20 protein-coding genes are annotated in these 21,748 nt (G+C 41.7%); 12 read left to right on the top strand and 8 right to left on the bottom strand.

Translation table 11 applies throughout. The features are described from left to right. The first annotated feature begins 82 nt into the window (after positions 1–82). The 6 genes from CV014_RS10210 to CV014_RS10185 all read left to right on the top strand — a co-directional run bounded on the left by CV014_RS10210 (position 83) and on the right by CV014_RS10185 (position 5,913). Positions 83–1,153 carry a sulfonate ABC transporter substrate-binding protein gene (locus tag CV014_RS10210; RefSeq protein WP_236141922.1) on the top strand — a complete coding sequence of 357 codons (1,071 nt, stop codon included), beginning with the start codon at positions 83–85 and terminating at the stop codon, positions 1,151–1,153. 147 nt (positions 1,154–1,300) lie between these two features. Next, positions 1,301–3,010 carry a fumarate reductase/succinate dehydrogenase flavoprotein subunit gene (locus tag CV014_RS10205; RefSeq protein WP_236141921.1) on the top strand — a complete coding sequence of 570 codons (1,710 nt, stop codon included), beginning with the start codon at positions 1,301–1,303 and terminating at the stop codon, positions 3,008–3,010. A gap of 20 nt (positions 3,011–3,030) precedes the next feature. After that, positions 3,031–3,540 (top strand): GNAT family N-acetyltransferase, encoded by a 510-nt coding sequence (locus CV014_RS10200; protein WP_236141920.1) that lies wholly within the window; start codon positions 3,031–3,033, stop codon positions 3,538–3,540. A gap of 23 nt (positions 3,541–3,563) precedes the next feature. Further along, positions 3,564–3,791 carry a 4Fe-4S dicluster domain-containing protein gene (locus tag CV014_RS10195; protein ID WP_053455107.1) on the top strand — a complete coding sequence of 76 codons (228 nt, stop codon included), beginning with the start codon at positions 3,564–3,566 and terminating at the stop codon, positions 3,789–3,791. A 72-nt stretch (positions 3,792–3,863) separates the two neighbouring features. Further along, entirely contained in the window at positions 3,864–4,835 is a 972-nt protein-coding gene (locus tag CV014_RS10190; protein WP_236141919.1) for a HEAT repeat domain-containing protein, read from the top strand. Between the two features lie 85 nt (positions 4,836–4,920). Then, the gene (locus tag CV014_RS10185; protein ID WP_236141918.1) at positions 4,921–5,913 is read left to right on the top strand and encodes an Mrp/NBP35 family ATP-binding protein; all 993 of its coding nucleotides are present in this window, start codon (positions 4,921–4,923) and stop codon (positions 5,911–5,913) included. 77 nt (positions 5,914–5,990) lie between these two features. On the opposite strand, the gene CV014_RS10180 is transcribed toward CV014_RS10185, so the two are convergent. From CV014_RS10180 to CV014_RS10145, 8 genes are all read right to left on the bottom strand, one after another. After that, positions 5,991–6,953, bottom strand: coding sequence for a DMT family transporter (locus CV014_RS10180; RefSeq protein ID WP_236141917.1), 963 nt, complete (start codon positions 6,951–6,953; stop codon positions 5,991–5,993). 254 nt (positions 6,954–7,207) lie between these two features. After that, positions 7,208–8,176: a TauD/TfdA dioxygenase family protein gene (locus tag CV014_RS10175; RefSeq protein ID WP_236141916.1), complete on the bottom strand. Its 969-nt coding sequence runs from the start codon at positions 8,174–8,176 to the stop codon at positions 7,208–7,210. Positions 8,177–8,221: 45 nt separating this feature from the next. Continuing rightward, positions 8,222–9,091: a CmcJ/NvfI family oxidoreductase gene (locus CV014_RS10170; RefSeq protein WP_236141915.1), complete on the bottom strand. Its 870-nt coding sequence runs from the start codon at positions 9,089–9,091 to the stop codon at positions 8,222–8,224. A gap of 67 nt (positions 9,092–9,158) precedes the next feature. Continuing rightward, positions 9,159–9,824, bottom strand: coding sequence for a glutathione S-transferase family protein (locus tag CV014_RS10165; RefSeq protein ID WP_236141914.1), 666 nt, complete (start codon positions 9,822–9,824; stop codon positions 9,159–9,161). Positions 9,825–10,146: 322 nt separating this feature from the next. Further along, positions 10,147–11,385 carry an MFS transporter gene (locus tag CV014_RS10160; RefSeq protein WP_236141913.1) on the bottom strand — a complete coding sequence of 413 codons (1,239 nt, stop codon included), beginning with the start codon at positions 11,383–11,385 and terminating at the stop codon, positions 10,147–10,149. 130 nt (positions 11,386–11,515) lie between these two features. Beyond that, positions 11,516–13,129: an FAD-dependent oxidoreductase gene (locus CV014_RS10155; protein ID WP_236141912.1), complete on the bottom strand. Its 1,614-nt coding sequence runs from the start codon at positions 13,127–13,129 to the stop codon at positions 11,516–11,518. Positions 13,130–13,210: 81 nt separating this feature from the next. Further along, the gene (locus CV014_RS10150) at positions 13,211–14,257 is read right to left on the bottom strand and encodes an ABC transporter substrate-binding protein (protein ID WP_236141911.1); all 1,047 of its coding nucleotides are present in this window, start codon (positions 14,255–14,257) and stop codon (positions 13,211–13,213) included. A 305-nt stretch (positions 14,258–14,562) separates the two neighbouring features. Further along, on the bottom strand, positions 14,563–14,859 hold the full coding sequence (locus CV014_RS10145) for a 4Fe-4S binding protein (protein WP_236141910.1): 297 nt from the start codon (positions 14,857–14,859) through the stop codon (positions 14,563–14,565). A 363-nt stretch (positions 14,860–15,222) separates the two neighbouring features. Between CV014_RS10145 and CV014_RS10140 the strand changes: the two genes are divergently transcribed. The 6 genes from CV014_RS10140 (at position 15,223) to CV014_RS10115 (ending at position 21,747) form a co-directional block, all read left to right on the top strand. Further along, positions 15,223–16,059 (top strand): dienelactone hydrolase family protein, encoded by an 837-nt coding sequence (locus CV014_RS10140; RefSeq protein ID WP_236141909.1) that lies wholly within the window; start codon positions 15,223–15,225, stop codon positions 16,057–16,059. Between the two features lie 664 nt (positions 16,060–16,723). Further along, positions 16,724–18,547, top strand: coding sequence for a vanadium-dependent haloperoxidase (locus tag CV014_RS10135; RefSeq protein WP_236141908.1), 1,824 nt, complete (start codon positions 16,724–16,726; stop codon positions 18,545–18,547). Between the two features lie 157 nt (positions 18,548–18,704). Further along, on the top strand, positions 18,705–19,607 hold the full coding sequence (locus tag CV014_RS10130; RefSeq protein WP_236141907.1) for a DUF1932 domain-containing protein: 903 nt from the start codon (positions 18,705–18,707) through the stop codon (positions 19,605–19,607). Positions 19,608–19,660: 53 nt separating this feature from the next. After that, positions 19,661–20,305 (top strand): HAD family hydrolase, encoded by a 645-nt coding sequence (locus tag CV014_RS10125; RefSeq protein ID WP_236141906.1) that lies wholly within the window; start codon positions 19,661–19,663, stop codon positions 20,303–20,305. Between the two features lie 80 nt (positions 20,306–20,385). Beyond that, a complete protein-coding gene (locus CV014_RS10120; protein ID WP_236141905.1) occupies positions 20,386–21,186 on the top strand; it encodes an SDR family oxidoreductase in 801 nt (266 codons plus the stop codon). Positions 21,187–21,354: 168 nt separating this feature from the next. After that, positions 21,355–21,747 carry a carboxymuconolactone decarboxylase family protein gene (locus CV014_RS10115; protein ID WP_236141904.1) on the top strand — a complete coding sequence of 131 codons (393 nt, stop codon included), beginning with the start codon at positions 21,355–21,357 and terminating at the stop codon, positions 21,745–21,747. The last annotated feature ends 1 nt before the right edge of the window (position 21,748 follow it).

Here is a 21,748-nt window from a genome sequence, read left to right as displayed (position 1 = left end):
TATGTGAATATTTTACCACAAAAGTACGGCAAATCGCTCAAAATATCGTAGTATTTATTGTGGTTATGTAATCACTGTGCTTATGTGGAGTCAGTTTGTATCGCCTCAATGGATGAAGAGAGTCAAAAACTTCCTTCAGAATTATCAGATATCTAGAATTCATCAACTTATTTGCTGTTTTACCTTGGGACTAAGTTTAAGCTTTGTTGTCTCAGCTTGTTCCCCTGGCAATACAAACAACTCTGCCGTCACACCCACAACAAACTCCAGTCCCACAACACAAGGTGTTGCAGTTCGTATTGGTTATCAAAAAGCAGCTACTATTCTCAACACGATGAGAACCAAGGGAGATGTAGAAAAAGCTTTAACTGCTGCTGGGGCAAAGGTGACATGGACAGAATTTCCCGCCGGGCCACCGATGCTAGAAGCCATGAATGCAGGTAGTATCGACTTTGGTTATACAGGAGAAGCACCGCCTATATTTGCCCAAGCTGGAGGAGTTCCATTGCTGTATATAGCTTACGATCCTTGGAGTCCCAAAGCCGAAGCCATAATTGTGCCGAAAGATTCACCGATTAAAACTGTAGCGGAACTCAAAGGTAAAAGAGTCGCCTTCGCTAAAGGTTCTAACACTAACTACTTAGTAGTCAAAGCCCTAGAAGCAGCTGGACTAAACTACACTGACATCAAACCCGCCTATCTCACCCCCGCAGATGCCCGTGCAGCCTTTGAAGGTAGTAACGTTGATGCCTGGGCAATTTGGGACCCTTTTTTAGCAGCAGTTGAACAGGCTACAGGTGCAAGAATTCTCACAGATGCCACAAATTTAGCACCCAATCGGGGCTACTATCTGGCGAGTCAAGCCTTTGTAAGTTCTCACCCAGAGGTGTTGAAAACCCTTTTAGATGAAGTCACCAAAGTCGATAAATGGGCAGCCAACAACCCCCAAGAGGTAGCTAAATTTCTAGAACCAGAATTAGGCATTCCCGCCGCCGCCTTGGAAGTTGCCGAGAAACGCCGACAGTACGGGGTTCTGCCGTTAACCGATGAAATAATTAGCAAACAACAAGATATTGCCGACACATTTTACAAAATCAAACTCATTCCCAAGCAAATTCAAGTAAAAGACATCGTTTGGCAAGGCAAGAAATAAGGCAGAGGGCAGGGGGCAGGCTTCCGCCGTGAGCGTCAGCCGAACGGGAGCAGGGGGAGAAATCCCCAATCCCCAGTCCCCAGCGAAGCACTGAGCTTGTCGAAGTGTCCCCAATCCCCAGTCCCCAATCCCCAATCCCCAAAAACTATGGATATCAATACTCAAAAGATAAAAACTGATGTACTCGTCATTGGCGGCGGTACGGCTGGCACAATGGCAGGTATTAAAGCCAAGCAGGCAAATCCTGATGCAGATGTGCTGATATTAGAAAAGGCTAACATCCGCCGGAGTGGTGCGATCGCAATGGGGATGGATGGAGTCAATACAGCCATCATCCCCGGCCATTCCACACCAGAACAGTACGTCCGGGAAATCACCCTCGCCAACGATGGCATTCTTAACCAAAAAGCCGTCTATCAAACAGGTAAATTAGGTTACGAAGTCATTCAAGAATTAGAAAGTTGGGGCGTGAAGTTTCAAAAAGATGCCCAAGGTAACTATGACTTAAAACAAGTGCATCGTGTGGGTAAATATGTTTTACCCATGCCAGAAGGTAAAGACCTGAAAACTATTCTCACCCGCCAAGTCAAACGCCACAAAGTCAAAGTTACAAACCGTGTCATGGCTACCCGTGTCTTAGTCAAAGACGGACGTGCTGTTGGTGCAGTTGGATTTGATGTCAGAAACGGCGACTATATCATCATTCAAGCCAAAGCCGTCATTCTTTGTACAGGTGCCTGTGGCAGACTAGGCTTACCCGCTTCCGGCTATCTCTACGGCACGTATGAAAATCCTACCAACGCTGGCGATGGCTATTCAATGGCTTATCACGCAGGCGCAGAACTCAGCAACATTGAATGTTTTCAAATTAATCCCTTAATTAAAGATTACAACGGCCCTGCCTGCGCCTATGTCGCCGGGCCTTTTGGCGCACATACAGCCAACGCAGAAGGAAATCGCTTCATTAGTTGCGACTATTGGAGTGGACAAATGATGTTAGAAATTTGGAAAGAATTAAACTCAGGAAAAGGGCCAGTCCAACTCAAAATGACCCATCTTGATGAAGATACAATTGCCGAAATTGAATCTATACTTTGGGCGAATGAAAGACCAAGTAGAGAACGTTTTCATCAAGGCAGAAATGAAGATTATCGCACCCACGGCGTAGAGATGCACATTTCTGAAATTGGCTTATGTAGCGGTCATAGTGCTTCTGGCGTGTGGGTGAATGAAAATGCCCAAACTACAGTCCCCGGTTTATATGCAGCCGGCGACATGGCCAGCGTTCCTCATAATTATATGATTGGGGCTTTTGTCTTCGGTCGCATAGCCGGAACTCATGCCATTGAATATATCCAAGATTTAGATTTTATCGAACCAGATGCCGAGTTTTTAGCAACAGAAAAAGCCAGAATTTATGCCCCATTAACTCGACAAAATGGCATACCTCATACCCAGGTAGAATATAAACTCAGACGCTTAGTTAATGATTATCTCCAACCACCCAAATCAGGTAACAAAATCGAAATTGGCTTAAAACATTTTGTCCAATATCAACAAACATTAGATTTAATGGGTGCGCGTGACCCTCATGAATTAATGCGTTCTCTGGAAGTACATTTTATTCGAGACTGTGCAGAAATGGCCGCCAGAGCATCATTATATCGCCAAGAAACTCGCTGGGGACTATATCATTACCGCTTAGATTATCCAGAAAAAAATGATGATGAATGGTTCTGTCATGTCAATTTAAAGAAAGATGAATCAGGACAAATGGTCTTATTTAAGCGTCCTGTAGAACCTTACATTGTCAAAGTGGATACTGACAAAGAATTATACAATGTAGCTGTAAAGTGATAGTTAAAATAATCAAAAGTATGCAGATAATAGAAACATTTTCTACATCTCGTCTGCTAGCAGAACGGCTACAATTCCAGGATTTGCATGAACTTTGTCGAATGCACCAAAATCAAAAAGTTATGGCTACTTTAGGCGGTGTGCGTTCTGATGAAGAGACACGGCTATTTATTTTCAATAACTTACATCATTGGCAAAGTTACGGTTTTGGCTTATGGGTATTTCGAGACAAGAATAATCATCAATTTGTTGGTCGTGCTGGACTTCGCAATACTAGTGTAGAAGGTATTAATGAAGTGGAATTAGCTTATGCACTCATGGATAAATTTTGGGGTCAAGGGTTGGCTACAGAAATGGGTGAGCAAATCTTGAAAATTGGTTTTGAGTTGCTGAAATTAAAAGATATAGTTTGCTTTACGCTCACGACAAATCAAGCTTCGCAAAGAGTAATGGAAAAGTTGGGATTTAAGTATGAGCGTGAAATTATCCATGCTAATTTACCTCATCTATTTTATCGATTAACTGTTTAGTTACAAAATCAAATAGGAGTTTTATGGCTTTAATAAATCAGAGGGTAGATGTTCCTGTCATTGTTGATGAATCAAAATGTTTGGAAAAATGTACGGCTTGTATTGAAGTTTGTCCTTTAGATGTGTTGGCTAAGAATCCAGAGACGGGGAAAGCTTATATGAAATATGACGAGTGTTGGTTTTGTTTACCCTGTGAAAAGGAATGTCCTACTAATGCTATTACGGTGCAGATTCCTTTTTTGTTGCGGTAATTAGGTCGTTATTAAGATATATCACGCAGAGGCGCAGAGGCGCGGAGAGTAAGAGTTGTGGAGAGGATTTAGGTGTCTATAAGTGCTGATTCTGAATTAAATCAATGGTTGGAAATGTTGCGATCGCCTGATGTAAATGAGCGTTTAGTAGCTGTTAAAACCTTGCAACATCTCGGCGAAGAAGAGACAATTGATGCTTTAATTATCGCCCTCAAAGATGAAAGTGTAGCTGTCCAGAAAATAGCTATATCTGCTCTTTGGGAAATTGCTAATTCTGTGGCAATTCCTGCTTTAATAGAATGCTTGAGTTCACAAGATGAAGATATTAGGAGTGAAGCTGCATCAGCCTTAAATGAGTTAGTTAGTCCAGATGATTTATTGCTTTTATTAGATAAACTCCAAATTGATGATATCAATACACAACTCAATATTTTAGTGCTGTTGCGTAAAATTCATGATATTCAATCTTTACCCTATATATTACCATTTTTACAATCAGATAATTCTGAGTTAAGAGAAACAGCGATTACCACATTGCGATATCTTAACCAACTAGAAACCTGTCCTGAAGCTTTAGATTTAATTTTTGATGATTCAGCAGTTGTGCGGCGGGCTGCGGCTTTAACTTTAGGGCATTTACAAGATGTAGAAGTAATTACTAAACTCAGTCAAGCACTAACTAATGATAATGACTGGCAAGTGCGGCGTAATACCGCTAAATCTCTAGCTATTCACGCAAATCATCAAGCAATTTTTGCCTTAGAAACTGCTTTAAATGATGAACATTGGCAAGTTAGGAAAGCCACAGCACAAGCTTTACAAAAAATTTCAGATATTCAAGTTATGCCGCAATTAATTCAAGCTTTAGCAGATGAATATGCAGATGTTCGTAAAGAAGCTGTAATTGCTCTTGGTAATTTGGCTCATTCTGATGTGATCATCCCTCTGCAACAAGCTTTAGATGATCCTGATAGGGAAGTTGCTATTCAAGCGCAACGAGCGATTAACAAGATACAAACAGATATTGTTTTTAACGCAGAGTAACGAGAAGTAAAGGCGGAGACACGCAGAGTGTTTTTAAAGTTAGTCTGCTGTGGTTTTATAAAACTTTTTAAGAGGTTTGGCAATAATGGTAAAAGCAGAAGTTAATTCTTATCAGCAAGAAGTCGTCAAACTCCTTAAACAAGTTATTGAACCTACTTTAAAAAATGACATTGTAAGTTTGGGAATGGTGCGGAATCTCCGTATAGTTGATAACTACGTTTACTTGCGTTTATATATTGGTTCTCATCAGCAGCAATTACAAACAGAAGTTGAAGCTAAATTATCAGCTTTATCTTGGTGCAAAAAGACTTATATTCAAATTTGTACAATTCCTGGGGTGAAAATAACTCTGGGAATTTCTAGTGGTAAAGGTGGTGTTGGTAAATCAACTACAGCCGTAAATATAGCCGCAGCTTTAAGTTTACAAGGGGCAAAAGTTGGGCTATTAGATGCGGATGTTTATGGGCCGAATGTGCCGCAAATGTTGGGTTTAGGACAAGCTGATGTGGAAGTAATTCAGACTCCTACAGGTGAGAAGTTTTTACCTTTAGAAGTGCAGGGAATTAAATTAATGTCGGTGGGTTTACTAGCAGAAAAAAATCGTCCTTTGGCTTGGCGGGGGCCTGTACTGCACAAAATTATTACCCAATTTATCAATGATGTGGAATGGGGCGAATTGGATTATTTATTGATAGATTTACCTCCAGGTACAGGTGATGCTCAAATTACGATTATTCAAGAAAGTCCAATTTGTGGTGTGATTCTGGTGACGACTCCGCAACAAGTAGCTGTTGCAGATGTCCGACGTAATATATATATGTTCCGCCAAGTCGGTGTGCCTGTGCTGGGGATTGTGGAAAATATGAGTTATTTAATTTGTGGGGATTGTGGTTCACGCACCTATATTTTTGGTAGTGGTGGCGGTGAACAACTCGCAGCCGAATTACAAACGCCTCTACTGGGACAAATCCCCATTGATTCGCGCATTTGTAGCGGTGGGGATAGCGGAAATCCATCGCCATCAGTGAACAAGCTTCCCCAGCTAGTGAGGTGTTTCGACAAATTGCGATCGCATTGAATACAACTTTTCGTTAAAAGTCAGATGATTATGGTTATGCACTGAACTTGTAGGGAATTCCCAAAAATTAAATGAGATTAACTCCTCATATTCAATGATTTAATCCACTTTTCTCCACTCAACAGCGCAATTCCGAAAGTTACAATCCCAATTCCCACATTTTGTGTCGCATTTAACGCTTCGCTAATTGTTAACCATGCAACTAACGCTGTTAATGCTGGACTGCTAGAACCAATGATTGAGGCGGTAGTTGCGCCAATCATCCGAATTCCGGCATTATTCATTGTGTGTCCAATAAAGCTGACTAAACCAGAAAAAATACTGCCAATCCACAAAGGTGTCCAATCGAGTTGCGTGCCGGTAGACGGCCAAAACAATAAACAAACACCAGAAAGTATGAGAGTAGAGGCAAAGCTAATCCAGGTAAAGGGAACTGGATGAAATCTAGTTAAGCATTTTTGGGCAATGATGTTATAAAAAGCGTAAACTATCCCAGAACTAACACTTGTGATGATACCAATGTTAATAGACTGGTTACTGTAGGTAGTAGAAGATTGAGGTACTGTCAGCACACTACCTATAAGAATAATAGCCATTACCAGCCAACATAACCATGTAGGGCGATCGCCAAAAAATTTCCAAGATAGAAGAGCCGTAAATATAGGATAGGTAAAAAATAAGGTGAGGGCAATTCCAGTGGGAATTAAGCCAATAGCAACATAAAGTAAAGCAATATACACAAACATCAGTATCCCGCAGCCAAAAGCTTGAAATAAAATATCCCTCCTTTCTCGGCTGAACAAGTCTCGCAATTCTGTCAGGGCTGATGGATATAGTTTAAATGCTACTAATGCCATTAGTGGTACTACTAATAACATTCGCATAAACATTAGTAAGAAAGAATTCGGTAGATCCGGTTTTACATATCCACCAAGTAAAAAGAAACCCAGTACGAGATGTTCGGAAAACAAAACTCGTACTGTAATGTTATGGAATGACAAAACAAAGGCAGATAAAAGAACCGTAAGGATGCCCAACACTATCAAAAAGCTACGAAAGGACAACCCGATTGTATTGCTAAAAACACTTTTTTTCTGAATAAGCTAATCGTCATTCATTTTTTCAGACTGATTCGCTTGTAGTAAGGGCTTTAGCCCTAGCTTTATGCAACTTAAATGCTGATTAGCTTACCTATTGCGAGGGTGCGGATTTATAGCGTTTCCCAGCTAATTGAAATATACCTGACTTTTTGTATGTGTACTTCTTTGAATTGAGAAACGCTATAATTTCCAACTTAATTGAGTGCTGGTTCTGCTAACACCTTTTCAGATTTTTGCTTCAGGACTGTTGGTAAATCACTAGTTAATGGTTCACCTTCAACTATTTGTGATTTAAACCCGTCAGGCCCGACTGGAATATCACCCGTAATGGTAGTGCGATAGAGTACGCGCTCAACTTCTATATGATCTAAATCTTGGGGTGCTAAATGCGAGGTGGCGCGGTTGTCCCAGAAGGCAATATCACCATTATTCCACCGGAAGCGGGTAGTGTAGGCGGGTTTAGTGATTTGTTTAAAGAACAACTCAAGCAGCAGTTCGCTTTCTTGTGGTGATACATCGAGAATGTGTGAAGTGAAGCCAGGGTTTACAAACAATGCTTTTTCACCAGTCTCAGGATGAACGCGCACCACTGGGTGAATTGAAACTTGGGGATTAGCTGCTATACGTTGGGCATATTTGCTATTACTAGGTATTCGCAAACGTGCGTTAAACCGATGTTCAGCTTTTAATCCATCAGCTAATTTCCGTAGAGGTTCTGATAAACCCTCATAAGCTGCAACCAAATTAGTCCACTGTGTGTCACCACCAAAGCTAGGAACGTTAACCGCACGCAAAATTGAACCCGCAGGAGGGTTAACAACCGCAGTCACATCAGTGTGCCAACGGCTTTCGTAGCTAGAACGTTGTATACCATTGCGTCGTTCAAAGCGGCTGCGGTCAATGGGTAAGATTTGAGAAAAGCCATCTATTGGCTCATCTTCGTGGGGATGTGCGTAGGTAACTTCACCAAAACGAGATGTAAAGGCAATCTGTGCAGCATGATCTATGTTTTGATTGCGAAAGAACACAACCTTCCACTTCAATAATGCTTTGCGAATTTCGGCAATTACCTCATCTTGCACATCCTTTGCAAGATTCACGCCACTGATTTCAGCACCAGTGAACCCAGAAGTAGGTTTAACCTCTATATGTTTGTAACCCATGTCTATTCTCCAAAGTTTGTATAACAGCAGGTAGAAAAAACACTACTAATCGGGATAGAAAACGAGTGTCCGCAACTCTATACTTTCTCTTGGCGGTGCATCTGAAGGACTGGTTGGGTCTTCAAAAGCTGTGTGAGCAGCAAACCGAGCGCGTCCGTCTGTTGCAGAGTCAAAACACTTGATAAATAAGGCTTCGTCCCTGTGCATTTGCGGAAAATAAAACCATTTGTGTTCTTGGTTATAAGTAACGGCGTAGGTTTCACCGACGCGACCGCGATATACTAAATCACCAGCTACAAGGTCTGTAGGTGCAATACTTTGGGCATCACACACGGCTAATGGTGATTCTTGTATGGGTTGAGCGTGAGCGATCGCACGCCAAACATTAATGATCGCAAACCGTCGCTGTAAAAGCTCATCAATATTGTCTATTCCCCGTGTCGCTAATTCTAAACGAGCGCGAGTATAGCCAGATTTGGCTGTGAAATCATTATGGACGCGCTTGACAGGTTCTTTAATGCTATTCTCATTAGCCTTGGATTGAGTAGCATTCCGCAAGGTGTGATCAAATATCACTACCTGCTCTGCACCTGTCACCTCTTTTAATAATTGCTCGGCTTCAAGATAGTAAACGCGGCGTAATTCCTCTTCATCATAAAAGTTATGCACCTGAGTTTGATGTTGAGTAAATCCAAAGCCTTCTTTATCTAAAGAGATATCTTTTGCGATGGAACGAGCATTATAAATAGGTAACTTATGCGCCTGATAAGTCCCATTGCTGCGGAGAATGCCTGCTGGCGGTTCATAGGTATAGTTAACGAGCTTTTCCGCCATCGGGACGAGGTAAGTAAGTTCAGCCTCCACATATGGCAGTGTTTGGGAAATCGGTCTGTCTAGAACTTGATTTAAGCTCATAGTTCATCCCCATTTATCTTGTGTATGAAATACTCACAAGGCAGAAAACCATAAAGATTTTTACCTTTTACTTTGCTCCAACGGGAACAGGTTCACCCAAAATATTGGCAAATCTTTGTAGATAAAAGTCCACAGGATTAGCTACTGCTTGAATTGAGTCGCGATCGCGTACCAGATTCCACCATGTCTGCAAACGTGGTGTTTCTGCTGGTAGTGTGAATTGACGGAAATGTTCCAAGAGTGGTAAACGTTCAAACCAGGGATAGAAGCTGATGTCAACGAGACTAAACTGATCACCTAAGAAATAATCACCTTTACCTAATCCTTCTTGTTCCAGATATAAAAGTGCTTCTGTGAACTCTTGTTTTCCCTGTTCCCGTTCTTGACTATCTTTACCACGGAGAAATTTGTTAAAAGCTGGGACAAGGCGAGTATTGGCGTAGTCTATCCAGATGCGAGCGATCGCTTTTTTTGCCGGATCATGGGGTAATAATGCCGGTTCGGGAAAAACTTCCTCTAAATACTCATTAATAATTGCAGATTCATAGATCACAACATCCCCATGTTGAATCGCTGGAACTTTACCATAGCGGGAAATCTGCGCGTAACCCTCTGGTTTATTCTGTAAATCAATCTCTATCGGGGTAAAGTCAATACCTTTTTCTAGTAAAACTACACGGGTACGTTGCGAGAAAGTAGAGGCTTTAGCAAAGTAAAGTTGGATATTGCTCATAAAATCCTGTCCTGGTAGTGATTTTGAACGCAGGTTTTAAGCTTGCACAACCCAAATCAGACCAATAATACAAAAGCAAGCTGTCCTGATAACTGCGACTTTAGAGAATTTGACTGGCAAGTACCAATGTTTGGCTTATGGTATATTACACTTTATCGGTCGAGTTACCGTTGTTTAGTTATTATACATTCTTTTTGGAATATGTACACCTAATTGTTAGATTAACTAAATGAATACCAAAGATTGCGCCAGATCAGAAAGGGGTGTCATTTACCTTGAAAAAATGAACCTCACCGGTTGTTCGATCGCTCTCATCACTAACCTAATTAGTCACCACTTGATTTTTCCCCAAGTGCATTAACTTCACAATCTGGGGTAGCTGTTGTAGAAATAGCACCGAACCCACAATACAAACGATACCGCCCAAAATCAGTGTATTCGGAGCTTTCAAATAATGAGCTGAGGTTCCTGCTAATAAATTACCGAAAGGAGCCATACCCATAAAACACATAGCATAAAAACTCATCACCCTTCCCCGTTTGCTGTCTTCCACAATAAATTGCAACACCGTATTACTAGCAGCTACCTGAAGGGTAGAACTCCAACCAACTAGAACTAAAGCTAATTGGGAAATCCAGAAAACTTGGGATACCGAGAAAAGAATGAAGCCAATTCCCATAAAAACTGGAGAAAAAGCAATTAAACGCTCTAAACCTGCCACGTTTTGGCGAAAACTCAGATAGACACACGCCAACACTGAACCCATCGCTGCTGCTGCTGAGAGAAAACCCAAGGTTTCCGAGTCGCCGCTTAGAACTTCTACTGCAAAGATGGGTAGCAGTGTTGTATATGACATACCAACTAAGCTGGTTAATGCTAATAATGAGAGAATAGAACGCACAGGCAAGAAACGGTAAGCATATTGAAACCCTTCCTGTAATTTATGCCATGTATTGCTGTTATGTATTTCTACGTTTCTAGATGTAATTTTCATTGCTGAGATTGCCCAAATAGCCAAAAGATAACTCAGACTATCGTACAAAAAGCAATAACTTGCGCCCAATTGAGCAATCATAATACCACCCAGAGCAGGGCCAATGAGGCGTGCAGTATGAAGAAAAGCGGCATTTAAGGCAATAGCATTTGCCATAAGTTCCCGGCTCACCATATCACTGACAAATGCCTGACGTACAGGAACATCCAACCCTTTGAGTACGCCCAACAATGCGCTAAAACTCAGCAATGTCCAAAAATTTGCACCACCCATAAATGTGATGACTGTGAGAATTATTGATAAAGAAATACCCACAATCTGAAGCATGAGCAACAGGTGATGACGGTTGTAGCGATCGGCTAAAATTCCTGAAATTGGAGCTAGTGCAAACACTGGTAATTGACCAAAAAATCCAGCTAAACCCAACAGTAAAGCCGAATCAGTCAATTGATAAATCAACCAAAGCACCGCTACTTGCGTCATGAAATTCCCAGTCATTGAGAAGGCTTGTCCAGCAAAGTAGAGGCGATAATTACGTGATCTAAAAGCAGGTAGATCAAAATTCAAATTCAACCTCAATTGAGATAATAATTTCACAACTGTGCGCCCCTTTGCGTTGAAAAAAAAGGAAGAAACAAGACAAAAGCCTGATTCCTTCCTTTTACAAAAGTCCTAAAGATTCCTCAATTTCTCAAAATCACACAGTAACTAATTCCCGATGAGCAACTACAGACTCAGGTTTCACCCAAATTTGATCTAAACCCCCACTAAGCAGGCGATATTGCTGATTGGGGTCTTGTTGTGGGTAATCCATGCGTTTGTGCATACCTCTAGTTTCTTGACGTTGCAAACCACTGTTGTACATCCAACGAGCAGTAGCTACCATTGCCGCAGCTTCCCGCGATCGCACAATTTGAGTATCATCTGGTGTGTGACTATGGCGGATTTCTTCCCAGAGATTATCCAGTTTTTCCAGAGATGCGTTTAACCCTGTAGAACTGCGGAACAGGTTGCGGTCATAAGGAAAAACCTCAGACTGAGTTGCGGCGATCGCTTCATCTGCTGAGAATCTATTGTTACCTTCACCACGTAATCCCGCTTCCCCAACTCCCCTGACACTGCGTTGTTTGGCTTGTTCTCCCAAACTGAGGGCGTAATCAGCAGCAGATTGTCCAGACCAATAGCCAGAAGACATTGCCCAGGCGGCATTGTGACTACCACCACCTGTAAAGCCACCACAAATTAACTCTCTAGTGGCTGCATCTCCCGCCGCATAAAGTCCACGGACTGAAGTAGCACAGGTATAATCTGCAATCCGAATCCCACCAGTACCGCGTACAGTTCCTTCTAAACGCAAGGTGATGGGGAATCTCTGTGTGAAGGGATCTATACCAGCACGATCAAAAGCTACAAAGAAGTTAGGCTGAGAGGCTCGCATCCAGGCTTTTGTTGCTTCATCCATATTTTGGTCAAGACGAGCATAAACTGGCTGAGTCAGTAGTGTTTTAGCAATTACAGAGCGACCACGCTTAGAACCTGCACCTTCAATTACCGTACCATCTTCATAGGTAAAAGAAGCCCAATCATAATACCGAGTCTTGGTGACAGAAGAAAAAGCTGGAGAAATGGCGTAAGCATTAGAAAATTCCATCCCAGAGAAGTCAGCACCCGCCTCAGCCGCCATTAAGTAACCATCTCCAGTCAAGACATTACAACCAAGAGCCTTACTCAAGAAAGCACAACCACCTGTAGCAATGACAACTGCCCCAGCTTTGACTGTCCAAGGTTCGCCAGATTGACGATTCACCCCTTTAGCTCCAGCCACCGCACCTTCTACATCTAAGAGCAACTCTAAAGCTGGGCTATGGTCTAATATTTTCACTCCTGCTTGCTTAATTTTCTTCCGCATAAAGCGCATATAGTCAGGGCCTTGCAAGGAACGACGGATGACTTGGCCATTAGCATCCACACTGAAAGGATAACCTTCATCTGCCAAATAATTAATGTTGTCGTAGGTGCGATCTAATACCCTAGTCATCCAATGCCGGTCTGCTAAAAAGCCTCCCATTGCTTCCCGACTAGCCATTGCTGCTTCCCGTTGCTCTGGGTCTGGTGGAACATACCATACTCCATTTCCAGAAGCGGCGGCTGCGCCACTCGTACCGCAATAACCTTTATCTACTAAAACGACTTTTGCACCACTGCTGGCTGCACTCCAAGCTGCCCAAGTTCCAGCCGGCCCACCTCCAATAATTAAGACATCAGCGATTAAATCAATATGAGACGTATCTTGATGAGTATAACTATTCATGAAATTTACTCCTTATAGAATTAAGAAAAGGGGAAGGGCGGAGCTTCCCCGGCGATGCGAGAGTAACACTTGTAAAAACTTTTAAGGATTGGGAATTTGCCAATCTTTGATCTCAAAATCTGATTTCAACAATTTCTGTCTAGCAAGAAACTGTTTGGTGGAATTTAAAAGTTGCAATCCTTCTGGGGTAAAAGGTTCTGTGGGATAAAGTTCTACTGGATAGGATTCTTTAGCGATCGCCAATGGCACATTGCCGCTAGCTTGTGCGGCAAACTGATAAAATGCCTCTGGATTGGCTTTAATATCCTGCAAAGCTTCGAGCCTAATTTGATTCCACTTTTGCGGTAATTCTGGATGACGAGCCAGAATGTTTTCTGTGACGACACTTACTCCCGTACCAACTAATCCCTGATGATCTTTAGCTTGGTCAATGACTGGAAAGCCTTGAGACACTAATGTTGGCCCTGCTCCCGTCGCAAATGGATAGGCAGATATATCACCCCTTTCTAATGCAGCTCTAGCATCCGCAGACGGAATTTGTACTACTTTCACATCCTTAGTCAAACCCTCTTTATCTAACAAACCCATGAGATATCGATGGGGATAAGTACCTTTAGCTACACCAATTTTTGTCCCTTTGAGTTGAGCAATTGAGCGCGCCCCATTTTTATTAGTAATTAACCAAGCGTTTTGACCCACCCTGGTTTGATTAATCAATCGCGTCGGTAAACCTGCTGCTTTACCAACTAAAGCTGGGGTATCTCCATACAAACCCATGTCTAATTGACCACTAACTAAAGCTTCATTGAGTGCTGGCCCACCCACAAAGGGAATAAATTTGACCTCCGTTACACCCAAGCTTTTGAGTCCTGGTGTTAAAGTTCCTTTTTGCAACGCCCAACCCTCCGGGCCAATAGGCAATTTACTCTCAGAACTGATAAAACCAACTTTTAAAACTAGTGTTTTTGACTCGCCTGAATTGGCTCCCGTATTAGATGAAGCTACTGCTGAGTTGCTAGATTGACTTTGTTGAGAAGTACAACCAGTCAGGGTAAATAACAGTGCAACTGTTGTAAATGAAACTAAAAGACGGTGAAAAAAACCGCACTCGATGACTTGGGAATTCATAACTAGGTACTGAAAACTAGGGACTGGGTAGTCAAAAGTGAAACTGTTTTTGAGTTGTAACTATATAGACATTACGAATTAGTATGTTATGTTTCCCAAGGAAGGATTTTACTTGGGCATCTGTGGACAAATTACTGTTACTTTGCATAGCTAGCAATAAGCAGATTTCTAGTAGTCTGCCAAGAGAACTTTGCAAAGTTAATAGCAGCAAAAAAAATCTCTTTCTCCCCCTGCTCCCCCTGCTCCCTCTGCTTCCCCTGCTCCCCCTGCTTGCCTGAGCCTAGCAATTTTGGGTTGGTGAACTACTAGGTTTTAACAGCTGGTGTGCGTCCCTTTCCCCAGCCAACGTTTTTTCGATAACTGCCAAGAAAGCCTGCTGCTATCAACGTCTGTTCATCTACGGGGACTGACTCATCCGCGTTGGGGTCAACATACAGTGCATCTACGGGGCAGTACAGCTCGCACATGTAACAAGTTTGACAATCACTCTGACGGGCAATTCTAGGCGCACTTCCTGGTACTGCGTCGAAGACGTTGGTAGGACAAGCAGTAACGCAAAGATTACATTTAATACAGCGAGATTCACTGACTAGTTCAATCACAGTCCTACTAACCCCCTATTGACAACTTCTTGTTCTTGCTCCATTCAATCTCGTTCAGATCAGATGTCTCTTAACGCTTCCCTGCTCACCATAGCAGTTTTCCTTTTGTAAGATAGTACGATTATTTTACGTATAATACTAATTATCGACCGATTTATAGGTGATTTGTTTAGCAGTATTGCACGATACCGGATAAAATTCAAGTCTTTAGTGGATAAAATATATGTTTAATTAATTTTTAGTAAACCTAATATTTAGTGACCTTGAGATTATTTTAAATAGAACTATACTTAAAGGAAGTTGACAAAAATTTACATTTTCCGCACAAATAAAACTGTAACCAAATCATTCTGAGTCAAGACGATGCAACAGATCACCCGTCGCCAATTTATCGCTACTGCGACTCTGACAACAGGCTTTGCTTTGGCCGTCAAACCGATTTTTGCCCAAGTGATTACTACTGATACACAAGGACTTGTGGCTGGTGCTGTGAAAATTCCCGTTCAAGGTGGTGAAATTCCAGCTTACAGAGCTTTACCTGCAACTGGGAGGGATTTTCCGATTGTGTTGGTAATTCAAGAAATTTTCGGTGTACATGAACACATTCAAGATGTTTGTCGTCGCTTTGCCAAGTTGGGATATTTAGCGATCGCGCCAGAACTATTTGCTCGTCAAGGTGATGTCTCGAAGTTAAGCAATATCGATGAAATTCGCCAGGTGGTGGCAAAAGTACCGGATGCCCAGGTATTATCTGACCTGGATGCAACCGTCAATTGGGCTGTTAAATCATCCAAAGGTAATGCAAATAAATTAGCTATTACAGGCTTTTGTTGGGGTGGTCGAATTACGTGGTTATATTCAGCACACAACCCCAAAGTTAAAGCAGGTGTAGCATGGTACGGTCGATTGGTGGGTAATTCTACAGAATTAACGCCGAAACATCCTGTAGATATTGCCTCTAGTTTGAAAGTGCCAGTGTTGGGATTGTATGGAGGAAAAGATACAGGTATTCCTGTGGAGACAGTGGAACAGATGCGCGATCAGTTAAAGTCTAGCAGTAGTAAATCGGAAATTGTTGTGTATCCCGACGCACCCCACGCCTTTTTTGCCGATTACCGTCCTTCCTACAGGGAAAAAGAAGCTCAAGACGGTTGGAAACGTCTCCAAGCATGGTTTAAACAGCATGGGGTTTCAGCCTAGATTCGCTGTTTTTCAGATAAGCTAATTAGCATTTAAGTTGCATAAAGCCAGGGCTAAAGCCCTTACTACAAGCGAATCAGTGTGGAGAAATGAATGACGATTAGCATACCCGAATTTTTCAAAAATTCGGGTATCTATGACCTCTCATAATTTGTTTGGTAGAACACTAGAAACTTTTTTGAACCAAACATATTGCGTTTTTTATATTTTTGTGCAAAATTTGATTTTAACGATAAGTACAGTAAGTCTATCTACTTTAAGTATTTTATTTGTTGATAGTCAACTGCATAAGTCAGTAGTCACAATAAGTTAAAAGACTCTAGAAAAGGCTTTTTCAAAGCTGATTCATGAGTAACTGTGTTTTGAAAGTTATCAAGCCAAAAATTAACATAGCAGATGTTATGAATAGCATCTAGATAACCGTGGTTCGTATAGATATTGATGCTCCTTACATGAATCAGAGGGGCTTTACGTATCACGCTCGTAAACTTCGTTTACACGCCTATCTTGAGCTATTTTGTTGACTATACATACTGAAGATTTAGGTACTTAGCAAGTTTCCTAATTTGGGAACTTACTTTGCATATCTGCAAATAGATTGAGGTGTATTTATTTCTAGTCTAATCTAGACAGTTTCATTTTCTGATCATGGAGACTCGTTATTATGCAATCTGACCATAATTCCTCTCAACCTTCTCAAGAAGATACACAAACCCAGGATGAAGCAACAAATTTTCAACCTCGTAGTAGTGAAAAAAAACGCAGCAGACGTTTTTGGCGTAAGGGTGTGAGTAGACGTTCATTTCTGAATCACGCTAGTTTGTTTACTGCTACTAGTTTTGTGACTGGGATAGTCGGTTCGTCTTTCTCTTCCTCGAAGGGAGATGTTGTACAAGCTAGAGAAATCGCTCAGGGTAGAAATCGCAATTCTAGCTATATTCGGTTTCGCCAGCAAGCCTTTCAAGTGCGTCTCCAAGCAGCGCAAAATAATCGGCAAATTGATATTCCACCACATCCGACAAACGGTGATGAAGAACGCTATCCTAACAAAATTGCTACAGACACGAGGGGATTACCACATGATCAAAAAGGCGAAGTTGATCAAAGAGCTTACAATTCTTTGATTAAAGCTTTAACAACCCAGAACCCAGATGATTACGAAAAAATTATTTTGGGTGGTACAAAGAAGCTAGTTAACCCTCAAGGCCCGTTGGCAATTAGTTTAGAAGGAATCAATGCGTCTCAGATAGCCGTTCCACCACCACCAACTTTAGATAGTGCAGAACAAGCGGCGGAAGCGATTGAACTCTATTGGCAAGCTTTACTGCGGGATGTACCCTTTCATCAGTTCGCTCAAGATCCAAATGTTGCAGCAGCGATCGCAGAACTCAATAGTCTGCCGGGATTCCGAGGGCCAAAACAGAATGGTTTTGTGACACCTCAAACCCTATTTCGTGGTAGTGTCATCTATACTGATGAGCGCGATCGCTCAGGGAGAACAACAAAATACTTTACTCCTCCAGGAGTGCTAGATGGCCCACATATCTCTCAATTTCTGTTGCGGGAAATTCCCTACAATACCCAAGTTATTTCGCCTTTGATTCGCACAGCTCTAGCTGGTAGAGAAAATGATTTCCTCACCAATTACAACGAATGGCTAACTGTTCAAAATGGCGGTAGCTCCGGCAAAGCCATTAAGTACGACCCCACACGCCGTTTTGTCTTCACTGTTCGTGATCTCAGCGAATTATCACATATTGGTGGGGCTTTGTTCTTTGGAGCCTTGTTAATTCTCAGTGGCATTGGCGCACCTCTAAATCCAGGCAACCCCTACATCAACTCCAAGACTCAAGTTGGTTCTGCTGCTACCTTTGCGCCAGGGCATATTCAAGCCTTACTCAACTTAGCTCCATCACGAGCCATCAGAGCATCCTATTGGCAAAAATTTTATGTGCATCGGCGTTTAAGACCAGAAGCCTATGGCGGATTAGTCCACAATAATATTGTGAATGGAACTAACTATCCGATTAATTCCCAAGTCTTCAATTCCACAGCCTTAGCTCGCACCTTCAGCACCTTCGGCACTTATTTATTACCCCATGCGTATCCAGAAGGCGCACCATTTCATTCCTCTTACACTGGTGGGGCTGCTGCTATTGCAGGTGTGCAAGCTACTTTGTTAAAAGCCTTTTTTGATGAGAATTTTATTATTCCCAATCCTGTAGAACCTGATCCCAATGACCCCACTAAATTGATTCCTTATAACGGCGCACCTTTGACAGTTGGGGGTGAGTTGAATAAGTTAGCAACAAACTATTACATCGGGCGTGGTCATGGTGGTATTCATTGGCGTTCTGATGGTGCAGCTGGCTTGGCGTTGGGTGAAGAAGTTGCTATCAGTATCCTGCGAGATGAACGATTGGGATATAACGAACGCTTTAACGGTTTCACCTTCACCAAGTTTGATGGTAGAAGGGTGACGGTTTAAATCAGGTCGTGGAGTAGCTTGCTTTTTGCTAATGATTTGTGATAGTTTTTCTGTAGATTAACTACGATAAGTTTATCGGTTTATAGTAGTTTATCTCAGAACTCAATCACCCTGTGTCAGCGCATTCAAGGCTGAACAAAGCTAAATTAGGCTTTCCATGCAAATCAAAACCGTTGGTATTTTAAGTCCTGGCGATATGGGGCAAGCAGTTGCATCTGTCCTCAATCAACATGGGTTGAGGACGATCGCAGCTTTAGAAAGTCGTAGTGAAAGAACCCGAACATTAGCCGCCGCAGGCAACATTCAGGATGTAGGTTCCCTCACACAATTGGTCATTGAATCTGATGTAATTTTATCAATATTAGTCCCAGCCGCCGCCGCAGAGGTAGCCCAGCAAGTAGCTGAGGTCATAGGTAATGTAGGGAAACAGATTCTTTATGTAGATGCAAATGCGATCGCACCCCAAAAAGTCAAAAATATTGCCCAAATCATCGAATCATCGGGTGCAAATTTTGTAGATGCTTCCATTATCGGCCCACCTCCCAGAGTTCCTGGACGCACTCACATCTATGCTTCGGGAAAACAAGCTGGAGAATTCCAACAACTGAGTAACTATGGATTGGATATCCGAGTTATCAGTGATGAAATTGGTCAGGCTTCTGGGTTAAAGATGGTTTACGCCGCCTTAACAAAAGGACTAACAGCAATCTCTACAGAATTACTCATTGCTGCCCATCGTTTAGGTTTGGATGAACAACTATGGAATGAAGTAACTAGTAGCCAGCCTGCACTTGCTGCTATATTATTGCGTTCCATTCCATCTATGACACCAAAAGCACATCGTTGGGTAGGGGAAATGGAAGAGATTGCAGAAACTTTCAAAGACTTAGGTTTAACTGAGCGCATTTTTTACGGTGCGGCTGATGTTTATCGCTTGGTGAAGGATACTTCTTTAGGTAGAGAAACACCAGAACAGAGCGATAGAGAACGCAAATTGAAAGATATCATCACTACCCTTTCTGACGAAACTATATTAACTCTATTGAGTAACAATATCTGAGCCAGGCTGGTTATACCTATGCAATCTTTAAGCTATCAATTTTGTGTAAATTCATGGACAAAATAAAGTTAGTTATTTTCGATTGTGATGGTGTTCTCATAGATAGTGAAAGAATTGCCAATACTATTTTGTTGGAAATGCTCAACGAATTAGGACTATTTCTGACTTGGGAAGAGGTGTTTGATATCTTTCTCGGCGCATCTATGTCTATATGCTTAGAAATAGTGAAAAATATGCTTGGTAAATCTCCACCAGAGAACTTTGCTAGTGAGTTTGAGCAGCGTACAATGCAAGCATTTTCAACAGATTTGCAACCCGTACAAGGGATACATGATGTTCTAGGCAAACTAAATATTCCTTATTGTGTTGCTTCCAATAGTAACCATAATTGGATAAATCAAGCTTTAATTGCAACAGATTTACTGCCTTATTTCTCTGGAAAAATATTTAGTGCGACAGCAGTAGCACGTAGCAAACCCTATCCAGATGTATTTTTATATGCGGCAGAAAAAATGGGTTTTTATCCACATGAATGTGTAGTTATTGAAGATACACCTGTAGGTGTAAGAGCAGGAGTTGATGCAGCTATGACAGTGTTTGGTTATGCAGAAGTGACTAAACCAGAACAACTAAAAGCAGTTGGTGCATCTGTTGTATTTAATGACATGAGATTACTACTGAAACTGTTAGAACAGTAAAATCAACATTTTGCTAAGAGTACAAAGATTAACTAGATTGCGATCGCTATTTTCAAAATCACATTTTGAGGAAAATTTAGATGAGCTTAGAACTTAACCTATCAGGGAAAACCGCAATTGTCACAGGCGGCAGTGCAGGAATTGGATTAGCTACAGCCAAAGCTCTTTATAGTGAGGGTGTAAATGTAGTAATTGCGGCGCGCAATCCAGAAAGATTGGAGCAAGCTGTACTTGACATCCAATCATTACCCACTTCAGGTGCTAAGGTAATTTCTATTAGTGCTGATCTGACTCAAGCAGAAAGTATTGAACAAATAGTTTCTACAACTTTGACACAATTTGGTCAGATTGATATTTTAATTAATAATGCTGGTTCAGCCCGTGCCGGGTCTTTTTTGGAATTAAGTGATGAGGCTTTTTTAGATGCGTGGAATCTGAAATTATTGGGCTATATCCGATTAGTTAGAGCAGTTGTCTCACATCAAAAAAATCAGCGTGATGGGCGAATTGTCAACATTATTGGTGGTGCAGGACGCACACCCCGCCCGAACTTCCTCCCTGGCGGTACAACTAATGCGGCTTTATTAAATTTCACACGCGGAATTTCTAAAGAGTTAGCCCAGTACAATATTCGGATTAATGCTATCTCTCCTGGTTTAACTGGTACTGAACGCGCCGAACGTTTGGCAGAACAAAATGCTCAAGCCCGTGGTGTCAGTGTAGAAGAAATTAAGGCAGAATCATTAAAAGCGATACCTTTGGGTAAAATTGTGAAACCAGAGGAAATTGCCAATCTAGCTTTATTTTTAGTTTCTGATCTAGCTGCTTCCATCACTGGGGCAGAAATTTTGGTTGATGGCGGTACTACTCCTGGTGTTTAAATATTAATTACAAATATTCACAAAAAGATACCCAACTTATTTAATAAATTGAGTATCTTTTTGTTTGGAATTGATTGATGATTGCTATGGAAATTTAAGTTGAATATTCATCTCTAGCAGATATGTATTAAATTATCTAAGGACAAAACATAGTTTATTCTTAGTGCAATGACAAAGTTAATTGAGTACGAAGATAGTAGTGATGAAGTCCGGGCTGTATATGATGACATTCGGGCTACACGTAAGACTGACGAAATTAACAACTTTTGGAAAGCTTTAGCCAATCATCCCCCTACCTTACAACGAACATGGCAGGCGGTCAAAGAAGTGATGACTAGTCCTGGAGAACTCGATCCGTTGGTGCGGGAATTAATTTATATTGCAGTCAGCGTCACTAATAGCTGTGAGTATTGCATTGCTTCACATACGGCTGCGGGATATGCTAAAGGTATGAATGAAACAATGTTTGGGGAATTAATGGCCATAGTGGCTACCGCCAACATGACTAATCGTCTCGCTAACGGTTATCGAATCCCGGTGGATGAAAAATTTAAGACTTAAT

This window comes from Nostoc sp. CMAA1605, assembly GCF_021596505.1.
Taxonomy (GTDB): domain Bacteria; phylum Cyanobacteriota; class Cyanobacteriia; order Cyanobacteriales; family Nostocaceae; genus Trichormus.
The sequence above is the reverse complement of the archived record's forward strand: the minus strand, read 5'-3'. Positions and strand labels throughout refer to the sequence as shown.